Annotated in this window: 19 protein-coding genes; 4 read left to right on the top strand and 15 right to left on the bottom strand. The window is 71.2% G+C overall.

Going from position 1 to position 20,370, the window contains the following annotated elements:
• Positions 1-91 precede the first annotated feature (91 nt).
• The 6 genes from AB0M02_RS34030 to AB0M02_RS34055 are packed head-to-tail and all read right to left on the bottom strand — an operon-like array spanning position 92 to position 7,426.
• On the bottom strand, positions 92-475 hold the full coding sequence (locus tag AB0M02_RS34030) for a hypothetical protein (RefSeq protein WP_364234506.1): 384 nt from the start codon (positions 473-475) through the stop codon (positions 92-94).
• A 49-nt stretch (positions 476-524) separates the two neighbouring features.
• On the bottom strand, positions 525-1,394 hold the full coding sequence (locus AB0M02_RS34035; protein WP_364234865.1) for a sugar ABC transporter permease: 870 nt from the start codon (positions 1,392-1,394) through the stop codon (positions 525-527).
• A gap of 32 nt (positions 1,395-1,426) precedes the next feature.
• Positions 1,427-2,494 (bottom strand): ABC transporter ATP-binding protein, encoded by a 1,068-nt coding sequence (locus AB0M02_RS34040; RefSeq protein WP_364234508.1) that lies wholly within the window; start codon positions 2,492-2,494, stop codon positions 1,427-1,429.
• A 7-nt stretch (positions 2,495-2,501) separates the two neighbouring features.
• Positions 2,502-3,779: a sugar ABC transporter substrate-binding protein gene (locus AB0M02_RS34045; RefSeq protein WP_364234867.1), complete on the bottom strand. Its 1,278-nt coding sequence runs from the start codon at positions 3,777-3,779 to the stop codon at positions 2,502-2,504.
• 24 nt (positions 3,780-3,803) lie between these two features.
• Positions 3,804-4,613 carry a carbohydrate ABC transporter permease gene (locus AB0M02_RS34050; RefSeq protein WP_364234510.1) on the bottom strand — a complete coding sequence of 270 codons (810 nt, stop codon included), beginning with the start codon at positions 4,611-4,613 and terminating at the stop codon, positions 3,804-3,806.
• On the bottom strand, positions 4,613-7,426 hold the full coding sequence (locus AB0M02_RS34055; protein WP_364234512.1) for a sialidase family protein: 2,814 nt from the start codon (positions 7,424-7,426) through the stop codon (positions 4,613-4,615). Before AB0M02_RS34055 ends, AB0M02_RS34050 begins: the two co-directional genes overlap by 1 nt.
• A 271-nt stretch (positions 7,427-7,697) precedes the next feature.
• Here AB0M02_RS34055 and AB0M02_RS34060 point away from each other — a divergent pair, with 271 nt between their 5' ends.
• Positions 7,698-7,853 (top strand): hypothetical protein, encoded by a 156-nt coding sequence (locus tag AB0M02_RS34060; RefSeq protein WP_364234514.1) that lies wholly within the window; start codon positions 7,698-7,700, stop codon positions 7,851-7,853.
• 79 nt (positions 7,854-7,932) lie between these two features.
• On the opposite strand, the gene AB0M02_RS34065 is transcribed toward AB0M02_RS34060, so the two are convergent.
• Genes AB0M02_RS34065 through AB0M02_RS34090 form a run of 6 tightly spaced genes read right to left on the bottom strand, consistent with a single transcriptional unit; the run spans position 7,933 to position 15,339 of the window.
• Positions 7,933-8,772: an SDR family oxidoreductase gene (locus AB0M02_RS34065; RefSeq protein WP_364234516.1), complete on the bottom strand. Its 840-nt coding sequence runs from the start codon at positions 8,770-8,772 to the stop codon at positions 7,933-7,935.
• On the bottom strand, positions 8,769-10,259 hold the full coding sequence (locus AB0M02_RS34070; RefSeq protein WP_364234519.1) for an AMP-binding protein: 1,491 nt from the start codon (positions 10,257-10,259) through the stop codon (positions 8,769-8,771). Before AB0M02_RS34070 ends, AB0M02_RS34065 begins: the two co-directional genes overlap by 4 nt.
• Positions 10,256-11,221 (bottom strand): acyl-CoA dehydrogenase family protein, encoded by a 966-nt coding sequence (locus AB0M02_RS34075; protein ID WP_364234522.1) that lies wholly within the window; start codon positions 11,219-11,221, stop codon positions 10,256-10,258. The genes AB0M02_RS34070 and AB0M02_RS34075 overlap by 4 nt, the downstream gene beginning before the upstream one ends.
• The gene (locus AB0M02_RS34080) at positions 11,218-12,402 is read right to left on the bottom strand and encodes an acyl-CoA dehydrogenase family protein (protein ID WP_364234524.1); all 1,185 of its coding nucleotides are present in this window, start codon (positions 12,400-12,402) and stop codon (positions 11,218-11,220) included. The genes AB0M02_RS34075 and AB0M02_RS34080 overlap by 4 nt, the downstream gene beginning before the upstream one ends.
• Positions 12,403-12,408: 6 nt before the next feature.
• Positions 12,409-13,986, bottom strand: coding sequence for a succinic semialdehyde dehydrogenase (locus tag AB0M02_RS34085; protein ID WP_364234526.1), 1,578 nt, complete (start codon positions 13,984-13,986; stop codon positions 12,409-12,411).
• 9 nt (positions 13,987-13,995) lie between these two features.
• The gene (locus AB0M02_RS34090; RefSeq protein ID WP_364234529.1) at positions 13,996-15,339 is read right to left on the bottom strand and encodes a cytochrome P450; all 1,344 of its coding nucleotides are present in this window, start codon (positions 15,337-15,339) and stop codon (positions 13,996-13,998) included.
• A gap of 95 nt (positions 15,340-15,434) precedes the next feature.
• Here AB0M02_RS34090 and AB0M02_RS34095 point away from each other — a divergent pair, with 95 nt between their 5' ends.
• Genes AB0M02_RS34095 through AB0M02_RS34105 form a run of 3 tightly spaced genes read left to right on the top strand, consistent with a single transcriptional unit; the run spans position 15,435 to position 18,249 of the window.
• The gene (locus tag AB0M02_RS34095) at positions 15,435-16,046 is read left to right on the top strand and encodes a TetR/AcrR family transcriptional regulator (protein WP_364234531.1); all 612 of its coding nucleotides are present in this window, start codon (positions 15,435-15,437) and stop codon (positions 16,044-16,046) included.
• A gap of 56 nt (positions 16,047-16,102) precedes the next feature.
• Positions 16,103-17,413, top strand: a complete 1,311-nt coding sequence (locus AB0M02_RS34100; protein WP_364234532.1) for a choice-of-anchor B family protein — start codon at positions 16,103-16,105, stop codon at positions 17,411-17,413.
• Positions 17,414-17,454: 41 nt separating this feature from the next.
• Positions 17,455-18,249 (top strand): hypothetical protein, encoded by a 795-nt coding sequence (locus AB0M02_RS34105; RefSeq protein ID WP_364234533.1) that lies wholly within the window; start codon positions 17,455-17,457, stop codon positions 18,247-18,249.
• Positions 18,250-18,263: 14 nt separating this feature from the next.
• Here the strand turns inward: AB0M02_RS34105 and AB0M02_RS34110 are convergent, their stop codons facing one another.
• The 3 genes from AB0M02_RS34110 to AB0M02_RS34120 are packed head-to-tail and all read right to left on the bottom strand — an operon-like array spanning position 18,264 to position 20,361.
• Positions 18,264-18,620 (bottom strand): PRC-barrel domain-containing protein, encoded by a 357-nt coding sequence (locus AB0M02_RS34110; protein ID WP_364234535.1) that lies wholly within the window; start codon positions 18,618-18,620, stop codon positions 18,264-18,266.
• A 48-nt stretch (positions 18,621-18,668) separates the two neighbouring features.
• Entirely contained in the window at positions 18,669-19,673 is a 1,005-nt protein-coding gene (locus AB0M02_RS34115; RefSeq protein WP_364234537.1) for a HAMP domain-containing sensor histidine kinase, read from the bottom strand.
• Positions 19,666-20,361 carry a response regulator transcription factor gene (locus AB0M02_RS34120; RefSeq protein WP_364234540.1) on the bottom strand — a complete coding sequence of 232 codons (696 nt, stop codon included), beginning with the start codon at positions 20,359-20,361 and terminating at the stop codon, positions 19,666-19,668. Before AB0M02_RS34120 ends, AB0M02_RS34115 begins: the two co-directional genes overlap by 8 nt.
• Positions 20,362-20,370: the final 9 nt, after the last annotated feature.

The raw sequence follows: 20,370 nt of genomic DNA on the forward strand, positions 1-20,370 counted from the left end.
TACTACAACACTGCACGCAGCCACTCAGCCCTCGGAGGACACCCACCGATCACTCGACTGGCCGTGTGAACAACGTCTTCGGTCACAACATCTAGACCGGCGTGGCACGGTGGACGACCAGGCCGCGGGTGACGTCCGTGGCGCAGGCGGGGTCCGGGGTGGTCACCTGCCCGCTCACCGCCACCTCGGCGCCGGTCTGCAGGGCGGTGACCGGCGTGCCGGTCAGGCTCCACAGGCGTTCGCCGACGCGCAGCATCGTGCAGGACCCGGAGCGCTCCACCACGCCGGTCAGGTTGCGCTCGCCGAACGGAAGGCCGCCCGGCACCTCCCCGGAGGATGGTGGCGGATAGGAAGGGGGCATGGACGGCACTCCCGTCGGCGCTGCGGTGGCGGTGGGTGGTGGCTGATCGGCGCCGCAGGCGCTCACGGCCGCAGGCAGCCCGACGGCGAGCAACAGGGCCGGCAGGCGTCGCATGAGCTTCATACGGGTTGGACGGCGGCCGTGCACTCCCGGCTCCCGCCTCTCACCTGTCGTGGAAACGGCGGTAACGCCGCAGCAGCCGCCACTGCACGGCCACCGCGGCGACCGTCAGCAGGAGCATGACCAGGGTCGCGGCGGCGGCGTAGCCGTACCGCAGGTACTCGAACGCGGTCCGGTAGGCGAACAGCGGGATGTAGGTGGTGGCGTAGGGCGGCGGGCCGCCGTCGGTCACCACCAGGGCCGGTACGAAGGAGAAGTGCAGGCTCTGGATCACGTCCCGGACCAGCAGCAGGCCCAGCACCGGCGCGATCAGCGGCAGGGTGATCCGGCGCAGGACGTCCCAGCCCGTGGCGTCCTCGAGGGCGGCCAGCTCGTAGACGTCGCGGGGCAGGGCCCGGCGCGCGGCGAGCAGGATGATGAAGGTCTCGCCGATGGTGAACAGGCTCATCAGGATGATCGCGGCACGCGCGTCCACCGGGTCGGTCAGCCACAGCGGCGGGGTGCGCCCGAGGACGGTCAGCCCGTTCTGCCCGCCCATCGTCAGCACCTGGTTGATCGGTCCGTGGAGCGGGTTCAGCAGCCACAGCCAGAGCAGCCCGTAGGCGATCTCCGGGACCGCCGCGGGCAGCACCGCGGCGGTCCGTGCCGGGCCGGCGGCCACCGCGCGCCGGTGCAGCAGCAGGGCCAGGCCCAGCGCGATCAGCAGCCGCAGCGGCACCGCGATCGCGGCGAAGACCAAGGAGTTGACCAGTGCGGTCCGGAAGATCGGATCATCGGCAAGCTCGGCGAAGTTCCCGGTTCCCGTCCATTCCGGCGGCCGGATCAGGTCGTAGTCGGTGAACGCCAGGGCCAGGGTGATCACGAACGGGCCGAGCACCAGCACGACCAGCCCCAGCACGTAGGGGGCGAGCATGAGCCGGAGCTGGCCGTGACCCCGGTCCGGCCTCACGGCGCCGGCACCCGCCGGCCGGAGCCGGCGTCGAAGACGTGCACGTCGGCCCAGCGCACGCCGACCCCGACCGGGTCGCCGGGTGCCGGCCTCGCGGTTGCGGGGACGCGCGCGGTGAGCACGTGGTCCGAGACCTGGATGTACGCGTAAGCGTCCTCACCGACCACGTCCACCCGCTCGACCGTGCCCGCCGCGTCGAAGGCCGGAAGGGGGAAGGACTCCGGCTCCGCCGCGGCGGTGGTGAGGCGCACCGCTTCGGGGCGGAAGCCCAGGAGGTGGTCTCCGGCACAGGGCTCCGGCAGGCCCGACGGCACGATCGGGCCGCCGGCCGGGACCAGGTTCATCGCCGGGGAACCGACGAACCGGGCCACGAACACCGTCGCCGGGGTTCGCCAGATCTCGTCCGGCGTGCCGAGCTGTTCGAGGCGGCCGTCGCGGAGCACGGCGATCCGGTCGGCCAGGACGAGGGCCTCGGTCTGGTCGTGGGTGACGTGCACCGAGGTCACCCCGAGCCGGGCGTGCAGAGCCTTCAGCTCGCCGCGGGTCTCCACCCGCAGTTCCGGGTCGAGGTTGGACAGCGGCTCGTCGAACAGGAACAGGTCCGGTTCGCGGACCAGCGCGCGGGCCAGCGCGACCCGCTGCCGCTCGCCGCCGGACAGCTGCCCGGGTCGCCGGTCGAGCAGGTGCGCGCAGCCCACCGAGGCGGCCGCGGCCCGCGCCCGGTCCCGGGCGGCTGCGCGGGAGACGTCACGCACCTCCAGGCCGAAGGTGATGTTGTCCAGCGCGGTCAGGTGCGGGAAGAGCGCGTACGACTGGAACACCATCGACACGTTGCGCCGCCCCGGGCGCAGCCCGGTGACGTCGCGCCCCTGGATCAGCACCCGCCCCTCGTCGACCGGGTGCAGCCCGGCGACCAGCCGCAGCAGCGTGCTCTTGCCGGCACCCGAGGGCCCGAGCACGACGAGCAGTTCGCCGCGGTGGACCTCCAGGTCGAGCCGGTGCAGCACACGCGTGTCCCGATAGGCCGCCGAGACTCCCTCCAGCACCAGCCCGGCGTCCGTCATCCAGCGATCATCGCGGATGTTCGGCCCGCGCGAACAGAGGGCGCGTCTGTTCGTCGAGTTGCCGGATCACCACGTCCAGCCGGTCGCCCCGGTAGAAGGCGTTCTCCAGGATGCCCCCGGTCACGTCCTCGATCTCCGGCCACGTCGACACCGTCGGCAGCGCCCGCACGGTCGGGATCGCGTCCAGGAAGACCTTGGCGCTGCGCGGCGGCTGCGCCGGGCCGAGGAAGGCCGGGCTGGTGGAGACCTCGATGTGCGACGGGACGGTCCGCCCGGTCGCGGCGATGATCTCCTGACCTTCGGCGCTGATCGCGTACTCCAGGAACTTCCACGCCTCGTCCTTGTTGCTGCTGCCGCGGGTCAGGCAGTAGGCGTCCGAGTGCAGGACGCCGACCGGCTGCTGGTAGATCGGCAGCGACGCCACGTCCCACTCGAAGCCGGTGATCGACCGGAAGGTGGTGGTGGACCGCCGTGACGACAGCAGCATGGCCAGCCGGCCGTTGACGAAGCGCGACTCGTCGTCCTCCGCCTCGACCTCCTGGTCGGTCGGCACCACCCCGTACGCGAGGCGCAGGTCGATCAGGTTCTTCAGGGCCTCCCGCGCACCCGGCGAGTCCAGGGTGAGCCGGGTCGGGCGGGCCGGGTCGTCGACGATGTCGGCTCCGTTGGACCAGACGAACGGCGCCAGCCGGATGATCGACGGTTCGATGCCGAGCCCGTGCACAGCCGGTCGCTGCGGTGCACCCTCGGTCTCGGTGGCCCGGATGACTCCGCCGCGGGCGTCGCGGGTCATCGCGGTGGCGGTGGTGAGCATGTCGTTCCAGGTCCAGCCGGGTTTCGGCAGCGCGACGCCGTACTTCTCGAAGAGGGTGCGGTTGTAGTAGACGGCGAGGCTGGACACGTTCTGCGGCAGGCACAGCTGCTTGCCCTGCCACTTGAAGGCGTCCATCGCGACCGGGTAGTAGTCGGCCGGGTCGATGGTGCCGGACGCGGCGATGCGCTCGTCGAGCGGCTCGATCGCGTCCTTGACCGCGAACTGGCCGTAGAACCGGTAGTTCATCAGGAACAGGTCCGGCGGCGAGCCGCCGGCGATCGACGTGGAGAGCTTCGCGAGGAGATCCTCGCGGTCGCTAGCCTCGACCAGCTGCACCGGCTTGTTGTACGAGCCGACCAGGGTCCGGTACGCCTCCAGCTCCTCCGGGGCGCCGAACACCAGCAGCCGCACCGGTTCGCCGTCATCATCGGCGCTGGTGGAACCGCAGGCGGCCAGTGCGGCGCACAGCAGGAGGGCAATAAGTCGTCGCAAGTCTCATCTCCTGAGGGAGTCGGAGCGGAGGAACCACCGCTGGGCGAGCACGAAGACGATCACCGGTGGCAGGGTGGCCACCACCGCACCGGCCAGGAAGACCGGGAAGTTGGTCGGGTCCAGCACCGACAGCGACCGCAGGGCGAGCGGCAGCGTGAACAGGTCACGGTCGTAGACGTAGACCAGCGGGTCGAGGAAGTTGGACCAGGTCAGGATGAAGCTCAGCGCGGTCAGGGCGGCCGTCACCGGGCGGGCCACCGGCAGCGCGAAACGCCACCAGGTCTGTGCCGGGGTCAGGTCGGACAGCCGGCAGGTGTCGTACAGGTCGGCGGGCAGGCCGCGGAACGCCAGGTAGTAGACGAGCACGTAGAGCGGAGAGGCGCCGAGCAGGGCCGGCGCGATCAGCGGGACCAGGGTGTCGGTGAGACCCAGGAACCGGAAGATCACGAAGCGGGGGAGCAGCAGCGCGGTGGCCGGAGCCATCAGTGCCAGCAGCGACGCGGCGGCCACCACGGTGACGACCCGCTGCGACGAGCGGGCCAGCGCGAACCCGGCCCACGCGGCGACCAGCACGCTCAGCGGCACCGCGACCACCGCCACCAGCACCGAGTTGAGCGTGGCCCGGCCGAGCCCGCCGAGCGTCCAGGCCTGCTCGTACCCCGCGGCTGACAGCGGATCGGGCAGCAGCCGCGGGGTCGGCGGTGGCGGCTGGCCCGGCTCGGTGAGCGAGCCGGAGACCAGCAGGAGCAGTGGTGGCACGAACACGAGCAGCACGAACACCGCACCGAGCGTGCGCCACCACCTCGACGGCATTACTTGCTCAGGTCCAGCTTCCAGGCGCTGAGGCCGTGCGACGCGGCGTACAGGATGCGTTTGCCCGGCACCACCGTCAGCCCGGTGACCTCGACGTTGGGCATTCCGCCCGCGGCGCGCACCCAGGTGGTCGTCCCGCTGGGCAGTCGAAGCACGCCGAAGTCGGTGGCCGTGTAGAGGTCGCCGGTCACGTCGTCGCGGACCAGGTCGGTCAGCGGCTGGTCACCGAGGTTGTACGACCGGTCGGTCCACGTGCTGGCCCCGCTCGCCGCGACGGTCACCTCGAACGCGTGCCCGGGCGTCGCCGGGGTGTTCGAGTTGAACCCGCTGTAGGAGATCCAGGCCCGTGCGGGGTTGCGCGGGTCGGGGTAGATGCTGCTGACGAAGCGGGTCGGCAGCTGCCGGTCGTCGTCGATGCGGGTCCATTGCACCGCGGAGGCTGGTTCGGCATCCACGTTGCGGGAGATGAATACGCGGCCGGTGGTGGTGGCCGCCCAGGCGGTCGAGGCGTCGGCGGGGGAGCGCTCGATCGCCGCGACCGCGCCGCCGGCCTTGTCACCCCAGAGCACGTCGTTCAGGGCGGTCGGGCCGAGTTGCGCCCAGTCGCCGCACTGCTCCTCGAACGTACCGGTCCAGGTGTTGCAGATCCGGTTCGCCTCCTCGAGCGTGCGGGTGCCGAGGCCGGACGTCTTCGTCCGGTACACGGTCAGGCCGGTGCCGGCGAACATCGTGCCGCTCACCTTCGGGTCGCTGATCACCGGCGCGTAGAACTGGGTGTTCGGCTGCGCGTCGATCGGCTCGCCGACGTAGATCCAGCTGCCGGTGTCGCCGTTGTTGAAGTTCACCTCGATCTGCACACCTGTGAAGGTGTGGAACCGGAACTCCGGCCGCGCGACGTCCCAGCCGGACTGCCCGCCGTCACCGATGATGGTGTTCAGCCAGCGCCGCCGCTCGCCCTTGTTCTCCCAGGTGCCGTTGTCCTGGGTGCCGCCCTGCAACAGGTTCACGTCGTGCGGGCTCACCGACAGGCTCATGAACTGCAGCGTGGACAGGCCGTCGTTGACGTCGTCCAGCCGGGACGGGATGCGCGAGAGCATCTGCTGACAGCGGGCCAGCTGCGCGGGGTTGAGGGCGCGCTGCGGGTCGTCGCACCAGTCGGACCGGTCGACGAACTCGCCGCTGGAGCGGGAGATGCCGCCGTCGTTGGCCTCGAAGAACTGGAACGGGTTGCGCGGGTTCACGACAATGTCGTGCTGGTCCGGGTGCAGGCCGTTGGGGTGCAGCTCGTCGGTGCCGTCGAAGGTCATGTCGGTGCCGCTGACCCCGGCGTCGGTGGAGAGCACCACCGCCCGCTTGTTGGCGATCGTCTCGCCGTAGACGTAGGAACCGCCGGTGTAGACGATGTCGGGGTGCCCGTCGGGGGTGTGCACGAACATGTCGTACCAGCACTGTGCGCCGCACTGGTTGTAGGTCGCGTAGCCGGGGTCGGCCACGTTCGCGCTGGTCAGGTCCTGGAACGCGGGGGTGCCTGCGGCGACGTCGTCGCTGCGGAAGAGCCGGGAGTACGGGGTGCCCGTGTTGCCCTCGTAGACGTACATCCGGGTCTTGCCGTTGGGCAGCTCGGTCACGTCGAAGGAGGCGCGGGTCTGGAAGACGGTCGGTGCCAGCGAGGGCTTGATCTGGGTCCACGTGGCGCCGGCGTCGGGGGAGCGCCAGATGCCGCGCGCGTACGACGAGGCGTACACGATCCGGCTGTCGCCGGGGTCGAGCTCGACGTGCCGTACGCCGCGCGGCGAGCAGGTCGAGTTGTTGGTCCACTCCTCGGTGCTGCCGGTGCACTGGGCCGGGTCGGCCGAGCCGTTGTGCAGGAACCGCCAGTTCTTGCCGCCGTCGGTGGACTTGTAGAGGCCCCACTTCGCGGCGTCCGGCACCGGGCGGGTGATGCCGCTGCAGCAGACGCTGGACATGCCGCGCAGGGCGGTCGTCGTGGCGACGTACAGCACCTTGGGGTTGCCCGGCTCGACCACGATCTCACCGAGACCCTTGCCGCCCAGTTCCTTCTTGCCCAGCGGGCCCTGCCAGGTCAGTCCACCGTTGGTGGACTTGTAGAGCCCGACGCCGGCGACGCAGCCGGAGGCGCAGATGTTGGCCTCGCCGGTGCCGACGTAGATGGTCAGCCCGGTCGGGTCGTTGCGGTCGATGGTGACCGAGCCGGCCGCGTTGATGCCCAGCGGCCCGCCGAGGTACGCCCACCTCGGCCGTTCGGCCAGCAGGTTCGGGGTGGCCCAGACGCCGCCGCCGGCCGGGGTGATGTAGGCCCGGCAGACGGCGGGACGGCAGCGGTGGTCGACCGCGATCGACGTGGTGCGGCCGCCGGCGACGTATTCGTTGGGAACGTAGTTGAAGGCGTTGCGGAACTCCGTGAACGGGTAGAGCGCCTCGCTGGGCCCGACGTTCGTCCAGCGGTTCTGCCGGATCCGGCCCTGCGGCGCCGACCGCTTGTCGGCCGCGCTGAACGCCGTCCGCGACTGGTCCACCTGGGCGACCTTGATGGTCTCGGCCGGGAACGCCCGCTCGTCGAACTCGCCCAGCCCGAGCGCGCCCGGACTGTCCAGGACCCCGTGGTTGGGCCCGGCCTGCCGCATCGCCGCGAGGTGGCCGCCGAGGGCGCGGGGCATCTCCCCGCCGCCGGCCGCGGCCGCGCTCGCCGCGGGCACCGCGGCCCCGGCCAGGTGCACCCCGACCACTCCGGTGGTGGCCACCAGGGCACCGATCAGTGTTCCGATGAATATCTGCCGTCGCCGCCGGGTCATCGGACCCCCCTCCGAAGAACCACCGCAGCGCGGCAGCCATCGGCGACCGTCACTGTCGGCATCTCCTGGCACACTGCCAAATCCAGTGATCCATAACAATGTCTGTGGCCGGTTCGGCCGGTCCGTCGCTTTCGGCGCTCACCGGCGGCCTGGCAGCGGCGCGGGCCGGGTACGCGTCCGGGAGCCCGGACATCAAAACGGATTGGTATTTCGATGGGCTGGGTACCAGGAGGTCGGCGGGAGATGCCCGCCGACGAAACGGAGCAAAGTCATGCTGGTACTGGGACTCATCCTTCTGCTGTTGGGCATCTTTCTGAATGTGTCCATCCTGTACACGATCGGCATCATCCTCCTGGTGATCGGTGCGGTGCTCTGGATCCTCGGTGCGGTCGGCCGCCCGGTCGGTGGCCGAAAAGTTTGGTTCTAGCCTGTCCTGAGTGACAGGCACCGCTGAAAAGGGCGCCCCCGCAACGAAGGCGGGGCGCGCCCTTTCGCATGCACGGGTTCTACGGTGTCCCGGAGGTGCTGCGGCGGGCGCGTTGTTCGTAGGTCTCGCGGGCTGCTGTGTCGGCTCGGCTCAGGACCTTGCCGGCTTCGGAGAGTCTGTCGAGGGTGTCGGCGACGCGGCGGGGCAGTGCCTGGGTGAGCTTCGTCGGGCCCTGCACCCAGCGGGGCACCCACATCTCCGCCCGTGGTTTGCGCAGAGCCGACTCGATCACCTTGGCCACGTCGCCGGGGGTGACCGGCTTGACGCCCTTCGCCGCCGGGACCCCGGCGGACAGTTCGGTCTGTACCACCGTCGGGAGGATCAGCGTGACGTCCACGCCCGCCGGTGCCAGTTCGGCGCGCATGGCCTCGCTGAAGCCGACCACCGCGAACTTCGACGCCGAGTAGGTGGCGGCGTTGGCGACCGCCAGGCGGCCCACCGCCGACGCCACGTTGACAATGTGGCCGCGGCCGCGGTCGATCATTCCGGGTGCGACCGCCTTCGTGCCGTTGATGACGCCGAACACGTTGACGTCGAAGATGGTGCGGGTGAGCTGGTCGGGTTCCTTGAGCAGGGAGCCGAGCGGCATGATGCCGGCGTTGTTGATCAGGGCGTCCCAGGGGCCCAGGTGGTCCACCTCGGACAGGAAGTCGCTCCAGGAGGCGGGGTCCGTGACGTCCAGGCGGGCGGACGCCACCCGGTCGCCGAAGGGTGCGACGGTGGTGGCGGCCAGGTCGGCGTCGAGGTCGCCGACGGCTACCGAGGCGCCGAGGCGGGCCAGGCGCTGGGCGGTGGCGCGGCCGATGCCGCGCGCGCCGCCGGTGACGATCACGGCCATGCCGGCGATGCGGCGGCTCATCGGGGGTTCCTCAGCAGATCGCGTACGGCCTTGCGGTTGATCTTTCCGACGCTGGTCAGTGGAACGCTGTCCAGGACGGTGACCTCGCGGGGGTATTTGTACTTGGCCATCCGCTCGCTGGCGAACTCGACGAGTTCCGGGCCGGTCACGGATTGGCCCGGTGCGAGCTGGACGAAGGCGACCACCTCCTCGCCGTTCTCCTCGTCCGGTCTGCCGACGCACGCGGCGATCTGCACCGCCGGGTGTTCGAGCAGCACGTCCTCGACGTCACGCGGGAAGACGTTGAAGCCGCCGCGGATGATCAGATCCTTCATCCGGTCGACGACGTAGAGGTAGCCGTCGTCGTCGAGGTGGCCGATGTCGCCGGTGTGCAGCCATCCGTCGCGCACGGTCTGGGCGGTCAGCTCCGGATCGTTCCAGTAGCCGAGCATCACCCCCGCGCCGCGGACGCAGATCTCGCCGTCCTCGCCGGCCGGCACGGGTTTGCCGGTCAGGTCGAGAATGGCCACCTCGGAGTGCGGGAGTGGCTTGCCGACGCTGCCGGCGCGGTGTTCGAGGACCGACTCCGCCGAGATCACCGCGCTGGACTCGGTGCAGCCGTAACCCTGCAGAACGGTCACGCCGAAGGCCTTCTCGGCCGCCGCGCGGATCGCGGCCGGCAGGGTGGCGCCGCCCGATCCGAAGGAGACGAGCGAGGACAGGTCGTAGTCGCCGTGCGGTTGGGCGAGCAACACCTGCAGCATGGTCGGGACGACCGGGCTGGTTTCGAGGCGGTGCTCGGCGACCAGTTTCAGCCACCCGGCCGGGTCGAACCAGCGCTGCAGGACCGAGACGAGGCGGCGTTCGCTGTGCAGGCCCGCGATGACGACGATCAGGCCGTACGCGTGCGACAGCGGCAGCGGCAGCAGCGACCTGGTGGCGTCCGTCGACCGGGATGCCAGTTCCAGGCCACGGCCGGACTCCCACAGCCCGCGGTGGCTGAGCATGACGCCCTTCGCCCGGCCGGTCGTGCCGCCGGTGTAGAGCAGCGCCGCGACGTCGTCGCCGGCGCGCGCCACGATGCCGGCCGGCTCGCCGGTCTCCAGGTCGGCATAGGACGAGCCGATGACGAACGTCGTGATCGGCAGGCCCTCGGCGGCGGCGCGGAAGAGTTCGGCCACCTCGGGGCTGATGATCGCCGCGGTGGCGCCCGAGTCGGTGAGGATGTGCCGCAGCTCCGGCACGCTCTGCAGGAAGATCACCGGGGTGACGACGGCGCCGGCACGCCAGATCGCCCGGTACGCGATGAACACCTCCGGCGTGTTCATCGTCATCACGATCACCCGGTCGCCCGGCGCGACGCCGTGCGCGCTCAGCCCGGCGCCCGCCCGCGCCGACCGCTGGTAGATCTCGCCGGAGGTCAGCCACCGGCCCTCGAAGAACAGGGACTCGTAGTCGCCGAGCCGCTCGTAGGCGTTCTCGGCGAGAACCGCGAGGTTGTGCTTCATCGTGCCGCCTCCATCGCGAGCCGGGCGACCTCGTCGAAGGCCGCCACGTCGTCGCCGAGGAGGAACCGGTCCACCTTGGCGCGCCGCCAGTACAGGTGTGCGTCGTGCTCCCACGTGAACCCGATGCCGCCGTGCACCTGGATCACCGCCTCGGCTGCGTGTTCGAGGGTGGTGGCCGCGGCGGCCTTCGCGGCGGCGGCGGCCAGGGGCAGTTCGGCGGGTGCCCGGTCGGCGGCCCAGGCGGCCCACCAGACCAGTGACCGCAGTTGTTCCACCTCGACGTAGACGTCGACGAGCATGTGCTTGATCGCCTGGTAGGAACCGATGGGCCGGCCGAACGCGCGGCGCTGCTTCGCGTACTCGACGCCGATCTCCAGGAGCCGGCCGGCGGCGCCCAGGCCTTCGGCGGCAAGGATCGTACGCCCGACCCGTTCGGCCCGCCGCCAGCGCGCGTCGGCGTCGCGTACCAAAATGATGGTTTTGTCTAGAGTGACGTCACCCAGACCGCGCGTCGGATCGATCGGCTCCCGGGCCACGACCTCGCCCGGCCCGCAGACCAGATCGCCGTCGCGCAGCGCCAGGAAGGTGTCCGCACCGATCGCGTCCAGGACCGGCCCGCCGTCGTCGACCACCGCGACGGCAAGACTGCCGTCGGCGAGACCCGCCAGCCGCTCCTCGTCATCCTCCAGGAGCACCGCCGCCCGTGCGAAGGTCACCATCGACGGCCCGGCCAGGACCCGCCCGGCTTGCTCCGACACCACCGCCAGCTGAAGAACGGTGCCACCGCTCTCCGGGACGGTGATCGTCGCGAAGCCGCTCTTGACCAGCTCCGCTCGGCCCGGCCGGATGCCGGCGCCGTCGTCGAGTGCCGCCCGGGCCGCCGCCGGTGAGGCCGAGGCCGCCAGGAACTCCCCGGCGGCGGCCGCCAGGTCCAGGTGCTCCCGGTCCAGGTCGAAGTTCATCCGAGGCTCTCCTTGAACGTGACGTCCTTGTCGGCGCGGGGCTCGGCGGGCAGGCCGAGGACCCGCTCCCCGATGATGTTGCGCAGCACCTGGTCGCTGCCGCCGGCGATCGCCATTCCCGGCAGGACCGCCTGCATCGTCTGCCACGTGCCGTCACCGTCGCGGGTGACGGCGACCCGGGCGTCGCCACCGAGTACGCGAACCGCGAGGTCGGCCAGGTCCCGCGCGGACTGTGTGCCGCTCAGCTTCCCCGCCGACGCCTCCGGGCCGGGGAACTCGCCACGGCTCAGCTTCGACAGCTGGCGGTATCCGGTGTAGCGGGCGCCGAGCGCGGACACGTACCCGCGGCCGAGTTCCTGGCGGGCCAGCGCCTGCCGGTCGGCCGGCAGCGCGCCGATGTGCTCGGCGACGTGCCGGGCCACCGTCTCCGGCTTGGGCCCGATCGCGGTGCCGCCGCCACCGAGCGAGAGCCGTTCGCTCATCAGCGTCGTCAGCGCCACCCGCCAGCCGTCGCCGACGTCGCCGAGGCGCTCGCTGTCGGGTACGGCGACGTCGTCGAAGAACACCTCGTTGAAGTCCGCCCCGCCGTTCATCTGCCGCAACGGCCGTACCGTGACACCGGGTGCCCGCATGTCGACCACGAACATCGTCAGCCCGCGGTGCTTGGGCACGTCCGGGTCGGTACGGGTGAGCAGGATCCCGAAGTCGGCGAGCTGCGCGAGAGTCGTCCACACCTTCTGCCCGCTGATCCGCCAGCCGCCGGCGTCCTCGTCGCGGACCGCCCGGGTACGCAACGCCGCCAGGTCGCTACCCGCCTCCGGCTCACTGAACAGCTGGCACCACAGGTCGTCGGCCCGCAGCAGCCGCTTGAGGTAGCGCTCCTTCTGCGAGTCCGTACCGTGCATGATCACGGTCGGGCCGCACATGCCGATGCCGATCAGGTTGATCAGCGGAGGCAGCCCGAGACGTGCCATCTCCTGGTCGACGATCGCCTGTTGCATCGGGGTGCCGCCGCGGCCACCGGCCTCCACCGGCCAGGTGACGCCCACGAATCCGGCGTCATGGAGGGCAGCCTGCCAGGCCCGAGCCGCTTCCCGGGTGGAGGGTGGCTTCTGCCCGGAAAGGAACGAGCGCACCGAGGCACGCCAGTCCGCCTCGAACGCAGTGTCGTCGAAGTCCATCACACCTCACCGGATGCCGAGCCGCCGCAGCAGCCTCAACTGTCTGTTGCCGAGCGTCACGAACGACTCGGCCCGCGCACCGGGCGGCGGGCCGACCGGGCCGAGGCGGGAGACGGCCACGGTCTGCGCGTCGGTGAACCGGCGGATGCCCTCCGCGCCGTGGCGGCGGCCCAGCCCGCTGTCCCCGCGCCCGCCCATCGGCGCCTCGACGGTGCCGATCGCGAGTCCGGCCCCGTCGTTGATGTTGACCGCACCGGCGCGGATCCGCCGGGCCATCGCCTCGGCCTCACCCGTGTTCGCGCTGAAGATGCTCGCGGACAGCCCGTGCCGGCCGAGGTTGGCCGCGGCGATCGCGGCCGCGTCACCGTTCACCCGGTGCAGCGCGATGACCGGCCCGAACGTCTCGCCGAGACAGACGTCCATGTCCTCGGTGACGTCGGCCAGGACGGTCGGCTGGTACGCGTACGGGCCGATGTCCGGCCGCGCCCGGCCGCCGGCGAGTACGGTGGCGCCCTTGGCGACCGCGTCCCGTACGTGCGCCTCGACCCGGTCCAGCTGGGCCCGGCCGGCGAGCGGCCCGACGTCGTAGTCGTAGCCGAAGCCCTGTCCCAGGCGCTGCCCGCTGGTGGCGGCCAGCAGCGCGGCGGTGAACGCGCCGTAGACGTCCTCGTGCACGATCACCCGCTCGATGTGGATGCACATCTGCCCGCTGTTGGCGAACGCGGCCTCGGCGGTGCCCCGGGCGGCCATGTCCGGATCGGCGTCGGCGCGGACGATGAGCGGGTTCTTGCCGCCGAGCTCGAGCGAGGTGCCGATGAGCCGGCGGGCGGCGCGCTCGGCCACGAGCCGCCCGGTCGCGGTGGAGCCGGTGAAGCAGAGGTGGTCGACGGTGTCGGCGACGGCCGAGCCGATCACCGGCCCGTCGCCGGAGACGACCTGCCAGACGTGCTCGGGCAGGCCCGCCTCGGCCATCAGGGCACGGGCCCACAGCAGGGTCAGCGGTGTCTGCTCGTCCGCCTTGCCGACGGCGGTGTTGCCGGCCAGCAGTGCCGGGATCAGGTCACCGACACCGAGGTAGAGCGGATAGTTCCAGGGCGAGATGATCCCGACGACACCCTTGGGCAGCCGCAGTTCCCGCGCCCGGGTGACCACCGGGATCGCCGGGCGCACCGAGCGGTCCCGGAGGTAGGACTGCCCGTGGCGGGCGTAGTGGCGGGTCACGTTGCCGAGCAGCAGGACCTCCTGCCAGGCGTGGAAGCGCGCCTTGCCCATCTCCCACTGGATCAGGTCGAGCACCTCGTCCTGGCGTTCGACGAGCAGGTCGTGGAAGCGGAGGACGACTTCGGCGCGGGCCGCGTACGAAAGCTCCGCCCACCTCTGCTGCGCGATGCGCGACCGGGCGACGGCCTCCTCGACGTCAGCCGGTGTGCAGGCCGGCACCGGCACCGCCGGCCGGGCGTCGAACGGCGCGATCGCCGTGGTCGTGCCGTCGCCGCCGGAGACCGGAACCGCGACCCAGCGCCGCAGCGAGGCCAGCCTGGCACCGGTCAGCCAGGCCGGGCGGTACGCGCTGACGTCGGCCATGACCGCTGCTCAGTTCCGGACCAGGACGATCGGCTGGCCGTCCTTGGGGAACGGCAGCGCGTGCTGGTCGAGCGGCGCGACGTAGCCGGGGTCGACGCTCCAGTGGTACCCGCGCAGCAGCCGGTGCATGATCGCCTTGACCTCCAGACCGGCGAAGTGCATGCCGATGCACTTGTGCACGCCGCCGCCGAACGGCTCCCAGGCGAACCGGTGCGAGCGGTCCTCGCGGCGCCCGGGTGCGAAGCGCTCGGGGTCGAAGACCGCCGGGTTGGTCCAGTACTCCTCCATCAGGTGGGTGAACTGGAGGCCGAGCGAGCAGAGCAGCCCGGCCGGGACGCGGACGCCCTGCACGACGGTGTCCTTGACGGTGTACCGGACCAGCACCGGCACCGGAGCCCGAAGGCGCAGCGCCTCGCGCATGACCAGGTCGATCGAGACGAGCGACTCGAGCTCGGCCGCGCCCGGCTCCGGCCCGAGCGCCATCGCCTCGGCCCGGCAGCGTTCCTGCCACGCCGGGTGCTGGCCGAGGTACTGCAGGATCGTCGAGGTGGTGATCGTCGACGTGTCGTGCGCCGCCATCATCAGGAAGATCATGTGGTTGACGACGTCGTCGTCGGAGAACCGGTCGCCGTCCTCGGTCTCGATGTGGCAGAGCACCGAGAAGATGTCGTCGGACGGCGTCGCCCGCTTGGCCGGCAGGTAACCCCGCAGGAACTCCTCCAGCACCCGGCGGCCGCGGTAGGCGCGGCCCCAGCGGGTGAACGGCACGTCGGCGCGGACCACACCGGCGGCGGCCTGCACGCAGTCGATGAACGCCCGGTTGATCCGGGCCATCTCGGCCTCGCCGGTGTCACGTGCGCCGCCCATGAACAGGTCGGCGGCGATGTCGAGGGTGAGCTGCTTGAGGCGCCAGTGCGCCGGGAACTCCCGGCCCGCCGCCCAGTTCGCCGTACCCCGCTCGATGGCCGGGTGCAGCCGGCGGGTGTATCCGTCGAGGCGGTCCCGGGTGAACGCCTCCTGCATGATCCGCCGGTGCGCGTGGTGGTCGTCGAAGTCGATGAGCATGAGGCCGCCGTGGAAGAACGGGCCGACCAGCTGCGACCAGGCGGGCTTGTTGGCGAACGCCTTGTCCCGGTTCTGCAGCGCCTCGCCGCAGGCGTCCGGGCCGAGCAGCATCACGGTTCTCTTGCCGAGCATGTACGACGGCGCGACCGCGCCGTAGTGCTCCCAGTGGCGCCGGTAGAACCCCACCGGGTCCCGCTGGTAGTTGAAGATGTTGCCGATCCAGGGCAGGCCGCGATCGTCGCGGCGCAGGTCCGGCAGGCGGAGCGGTTCCCGAGTTTCGGCCGTCATTGGCTCACCTCGCGGTGGCGTCCTCGTTCCGCCCAGCGTTATTCGGGAAGTGCGCCCTGTCAACCTTCGGTGTCCCTTGTGGCATGGTTGGCCTCATGGCGGTGCGGGCGGGTGTCTACCGGGGCGTCAGCGCCGCCGAGCGGGTGGCGGAGCGCCGGTCCCGGCTGCTCGCCGCCGCCCTCACGGTCTGGGCCGATCCGGGCACGCGGACCACGATGACCGCGGTCTGCGCCGAGGCGGGGCTGAGTGAGCGGTACTTCTACGAGAGCTTCACCGGCCTCGAATCGCTCCTCGAAGCGGTCATGGACACCATCGCGGCGGAGATCGAGACCACCAGCCGTGCCGCGGCGGACGCCGCGGGGGAGGAGCCGGCGGCAAGGGTACGCGCCTCCGTGCGCGCGTTCCTCGAACTGCTTCTCGACGACCCGCGCAAGGGCCGCGTCGCGATCGTGGAGTCCGTGGCCGTACCCAAGCTGCGCCGGCGCCGCACCGAACTGCTCCGTCATCTCGCGCACCAGTCGGCGCTCGAGTCGCGAAAGCTCCTGGCCGCTCCCGGCCGCAGCCCGAACGAGGACGAGATCGGCGGCATGCTCTTCATCGGCGGCATGGCCGAGCTCGTCACCGCGTGGCTGGACGGCACCCTCGAAGCCGCTCCCGAGGAGATCGTCGAGGCGGCCTCCCGCGCGCTGCTGGGCATATACCGCTGAAGCAGTGGGGCAAACGGTATATTGACCGTCGTAAATTGCTTACCTAGCGTTCAGGCATGACCATGCTCCGAGGAGTACGTCGCATCACGCTGGCCGCCACCGCGCTCCTGCTGCTCGCGCTCGCGGGGCCGCCGGCCACCGCCCACGACCCGGACACCCCGGAGGGCAGGGCCGAGCAGGCGGAGCTGCTCCGCATCTACGAGCCCACCTGGCGCAGCGGCGAACGCCTCGCCGGCGCACCGATCACCTGCGTCAACGGCCTGGCCGACCGGTATCCGTGCAAGAACGTCGACCTGCTCAGCTTCCTGCCGCAGTCCGCGCTGGGCGGCGGCGGCTCGTCGAGCATGTGGTACTGGACCGACACCCGGGACAGCAACGAGTACATCCTGTACTGCCGGTCCAACGGTGTCTCGTTCGTCAACGTCACCGACCCGTCCAACCCGCGGTACCTCGGGAACCTGCCGGCTGCGAACGGGCTCAGCTCGTCGTGGTGCGACATCCGCACGTACCGGAACTACGCGTACATCGGCAAGGACTCGGTCTCGCACGGCATCCAGATCTTCGACCTCAACAAGCTGCGCGGCGTGACCACCCCGCAGACGTTCACCGCGGACGCCCGCTTCACCGGCCTGACCAACAGCCACACGCTGTGGATCAACCAGAGCACCGGCTTCCTGTACGTCTCCGGCGCGAACACCTGCAGCAAGGGCCTGACCATCTACGACATCAAGACGCCGCTGAGCCTCCGGCAGGTGGCGTGCTACTCGCGCGAGGTCTACTCGCACGAGTCGGTCGTGGTGAACTACGCCGGCCCGGACACCCGCTACACCGGCAGGGAGATCGCGTTCAACTTCACCGGCCAGGGCCGGCGGTTCCAGGTCCTCGACGTCACCGACAAGGCGAACATCACGGTGCTGTCCAGCGTCACCCACCCCGGCGCCAGCTTCATCCACCAGGGCTTCGCCACCAGCGACTACAAGCACATGATCGTCAATGACGAGACGATCAGCACCCGCGGCGGCAGCCCCGAGTTCGTCTACAACATCGAACGGCTCGACGCCGTGCGATACGTGGGCAAGGACGTCGCCGTACGCGGTGAGTTCGTCAACCACAACGGCTACACGGTCGGCAACCGGCACTTCCAGGCGGCCTACCGCGGCGGCCTGCGGGTCCTGGACACCACCACCGCCGCCTCGGCCAAGCTGACCGAGGTGGGTTACTTCGACGTCGACCCGGCGTCCAACGCCAGCGGCTACAGCGGCAGCTGGATGGTCCTGCCGTACCTGAAGAACGGCGTGGTCGCGGTGCAGAGCATCGGCGTCGGCCTGTTCCTGGTGAAGCCCACCGGAACGGCGGCCGTGAGCTGAACGGGTCCGGGCCCGGTCACCGCCGCCGTCTCACGGCGGCGGTGACGCTCGCGGGCTTTCTCGGTGCCGCCTACCTCTTCCTCGACAGCCGCCCGGACGTGGCACCCGCACCGGCGCCGTCACCGGTCGCCTACCACAGCGACGGGCTCTCCGACGCCTATGACGGCTTCCGCGCGGAGGCGCTCAGCCTGCCCACGCGGCGCGGCCCCGGCACCGTCACCCTGCGGGTCAGCGGCCCCACGGCCGACTTCCGCCAGGTGCATTCGAAACCCATGCACATGTACGTGCTACGCGACGACCTGTCCGGCTATCAGCACCTGCATCCCCGGGTCGTCGACGGCTCCTGGACAGCGCCGGTGACCATCACGGACGGTGGCGCCTACCGCGTGTACATCGAGTTCGTCCCGAACGATCGCCCGGCCGGCGCCGACCCGACCGTGCTCGGCGTCCCGTTCGTCATCCCCGGGGACACGACGATGGTCCCGGTTCCCGCCCCGCGCGCGGAGGCACGGTCGGGCCCGTACACCGTCCGCCGCCTCGACGGCACGGCCGACCTGACGTCGGGCACGCAGACCGCGCTGCAGTTCCAGGTACTGCGCGACGGCCGTCCCGCGGTGCTGGAACCGTACCTGGACGCCTACGCCCACCTGTCCAACTTCGAGGTGCGTACGCAGGCCCTCAAGCACCTGCACCCGCTGCTGTCCGGCGGCCCACCCCCCGACAGCGTCCTCGCCTTCCACGCCGCCTTCGCCGAACGCGGCGACAAGCGCCTGTTCCTGCAGTTCCGCGCGGGCGGCACACTCCATCAGGTCGCCTTCACAGTCTTCACCACCTGACGGTGTGCCGGAGGTCAGCGGCGGGCCATCCGGCGGGCACCGCCCGCGCCGACCTGATACGGCAACCCGTAGTACGAGAAGATCCCCGGCTCGTCCGCCGCGCTGAGCTCCCCGTCGACGTCGATGCTCGGGGCGTCGCCGACCAGCTTCTTGCCGTACTGAACGCGCACGGCGTCCGGGCGGACCGTCGCGCCCTGCAACGGGACGAAGACCAGCCGGTGGCGGCCGATGAATCCGACGCGGACAGTGGCGAAGCTCGGCTCGTCGGTGGCGGTGTCGACGTAGACGGCCTCCAGGTCGCCGATCTTGTCGCCGTCCGGGTCGACGACCTTCTGACCGCGCCAGTCACGCAGGTTCTCAGCGGGGAACATGCACCACCTGATTCCCGTTGCCGGCGCACCGAAACGCGGCGCCGGCCGTCATGCTGGCAGGCGTACCTCGAACTGGCATCCGCCGCCGATGTTGCGTGCCCGGACCTGCCCGCCGTGCGCCTCCACCAGGCCCCGCACGATGGCCAGGCCCAGCCCTCCTCCGCCGGCACCGTCCGGGGTGCGTGCCCGCGTCCCCCGGAACGCCACGTCGAACACCCGCGGGAGATCCTCCTCCGGGATGCCGCCGCAGGTGTCCGACACCGACAGCCAGATCTCCCGGGGTTCCCGCCCCGCCTCGATCCGGATGGTTCCGTGTGCCGGGGTGTAGCGCAGCGCGTTCGTCAGCAGGTTGTTGACGATCCGGTTGAGTTCCGCGGCGCCTCCGGTCACCACCGGCCAGCCGCTCTGGGCGGCCTCGACGGTGATGCCGCGGTCCATGGCCAGCGGCGCCACCCCGGCGACCGCGTCCGAGACCACGTCACCCAGTGGCAGGTCGGTCGGGATGAGGCGCAGCGCGCCGGCGTGGATGCGGGACAGCTCGAACAGGTCGTCGACCAGCCCGCTCATCCGGTCGGTCTCGGCGCGGATCCGGGCGTGGTAGTCGGCCACCCCGGCCGGGTCCGCCACGATCCCGTCCTGCAGGGCCTCGGCCATCGCGCGCAGGCCGGCCAGGGGTGTACGCAGGTCGTGCGACACCCAGGCGACCAGCTCACGCCGGCCGGCCTCCATCCGGCGCTCGTTCTCGCGGGCCTGCGCCGCCCACATCGCGGCGGAGGCGAGCCGGCGCCCGAACACCACACCGAGGGTCAGGCTGACGACGGCGGACGCCGCGACCGTGACCAGCACGACCTGCAGGTCGTGACCGGAAAGGAACATGGCCTGCGCCACGGTCGCCACCCCGGCCACCACAGCGGCCACGGTGACGGCAAGCAGTACGCACACGTGCACGGTGATCGACCGCCCGCGCACCAGCCGCATCACCGCCGCTCCGGCGAGGCCGACGACGGCGCCGGCGACCAGCGAGTACAGGCCGATCAGCAGGATGTCACGCATGCTGGGCCGGCTCGTACCGGTAGCCGACGCCCCAGACCGTGACCAGCCGTGCCGGGGCCGCCGGATCGGTCTCGATCTTCTCCCGCAGGCGGCGTACGTGCACGGTCACGGTCGACTGGTCACCGAACCGCCAGCCCCACACGCGGTCCAGCAGTTCGGCGCGTGACCAGGCCCGTTCCGGGTTGCGCAGCAGGAATTCGAGCAGGTCGAACTCGCGGACGGTCAGGGCGAGCGGCCGCCCGCCCACTTCCGCGGTGCGCCGCCCGGTGTCGGCCACCAGGTCACCGTCGCGCAGCAGCGCCGGTCGCGGCGAGGCCACCGGCGCGGTGCGGCGCAGCACCGAGCGCACCCGCAGGGTCAGCTCGCGCGGGCTGAACGGCTTGGTCACGTAGTCGTCGGCGCCCACCTCCAGCCCGAGCACCCGGTCGCTCTCCTCACCCAGCGCGGTCAGCATCACCACCGGCAGACCCGGCTGGTCACGCTGCAGCCGCCGGCACACCTCCAGGCCGTCCAGCCCGCCCAGCATCAGATCCAGCACGACCAGATCGGGACGTTCGGCGTCGACAGCGGCGAGCGCGGCGAGCCCGTCGGCGGCCAGGCGCACCCGGCAGCCGTCTTGTTCGAGGTAGCGGCGCACGACATCGCTGACCGTGGGGTCGTCGTCGACGACCAGCACCAGGTGGCTCACAGTTGGCAG

It is taken from the genome of Actinoplanes sp. NPDC051861, assembly GCF_040681145.1.
In the GTDB taxonomy this organism is placed as follows: domain Bacteria; phylum Actinomycetota; class Actinomycetes; order Mycobacteriales; family Micromonosporaceae; genus Actinoplanes.

What these genes read in the sequence shown, in the direction of transcription:
- AB0M02_RS34030 (WP_364234506.1), bottom strand. Translation starts at nt 475, where the DNA reads ATGCGACGCCTGCCGGCCCTGTTGCTCGCCGTCGGGCTGCCTGCGGCC.
- AB0M02_RS34035 (WP_364234865.1), bottom strand. Translation starts at nt 1,394, where the DNA reads ATGCTCGCCCCCTACGTGCTGGGGCTGGTCGTGCTGGTGCTCGGCCCG.
- AB0M02_RS34040 (WP_364234508.1), bottom strand. Translation starts at nt 2,494, where the DNA reads ATGACGGACGCCGGGCTGGTGCTGGAGGGAGTCTCGGCGGCCTATCGG.
- AB0M02_RS34050 (WP_364234510.1), bottom strand. Translation starts at nt 4,613, where the DNA reads ATGCCGTCGAGGTGGTGGCGCACGCTCGGTGCGGTGTTCGTGCTGCTC.
- AB0M02_RS34055 (WP_364234512.1), bottom strand. Translation starts at nt 7,426, where the DNA reads ATGACCCGGCGGCGACGGCAGATATTCATCGGAACACTGATCGGTGCC.
- AB0M02_RS34060 (WP_364234514.1), top strand. Translation starts at nt 7,698, where the DNA reads ATGCTGGTACTGGGACTCATCCTTCTGCTGTTGGGCATCTTTCTGAAT.
- AB0M02_RS34065 (WP_364234516.1), bottom strand. Translation starts at nt 8,772, where the DNA reads ATGAGCCGCCGCATCGCCGGCATGGCCGTGATCGTCACCGGCGGCGCG.
- AB0M02_RS34070 (WP_364234519.1), bottom strand. Translation starts at nt 10,259, where the DNA reads ATGAAGCACAACCTCGCGGTTCTCGCCGAGAACGCCTACGAGCGGCTC.
- AB0M02_RS34075 (WP_364234522.1), bottom strand. Translation starts at nt 11,221, where the DNA reads ATGAACTTCGACCTGGACCGGGAGCACCTGGACCTGGCGGCCGCCGCC.
- AB0M02_RS34080 (WP_364234524.1), bottom strand. Translation starts at nt 12,402, where the DNA reads ATGGACTTCGACGACACTGCGTTCGAGGCGGACTGGCGTGCCTCGGTG.
- AB0M02_RS34085 (WP_364234526.1), bottom strand. Translation starts at nt 13,986, where the DNA reads ATGGCCGACGTCAGCGCGTACCGCCCGGCCTGGCTGACCGGTGCCAGG.
- AB0M02_RS34090 (WP_364234529.1), bottom strand. Translation starts at nt 15,339, where the DNA reads ATGACGGCCGAAACTCGGGAACCGCTCCGCCTGCCGGACCTGCGCCGC.
- AB0M02_RS34095 (WP_364234531.1), top strand. Translation starts at nt 15,435, where the DNA reads ATGGCGGTGCGGGCGGGTGTCTACCGGGGCGTCAGCGCCGCCGAGCGG.
- AB0M02_RS34100 (WP_364234532.1), top strand. Translation starts at nt 16,103, where the DNA reads ATGACCATGCTCCGAGGAGTACGTCGCATCACGCTGGCCGCCACCGCG.
- AB0M02_RS34110 (WP_364234535.1), bottom strand. Translation starts at nt 18,620, where the DNA reads ATGTTCCCCGCTGAGAACCTGCGTGACTGGCGCGGTCAGAAGGTCGTC.
- AB0M02_RS34115 (WP_364234537.1), bottom strand. Translation starts at nt 19,673, where the DNA reads ATGCGTGACATCCTGCTGATCGGCCTGTACTCGCTGGTCGCCGGCGCC.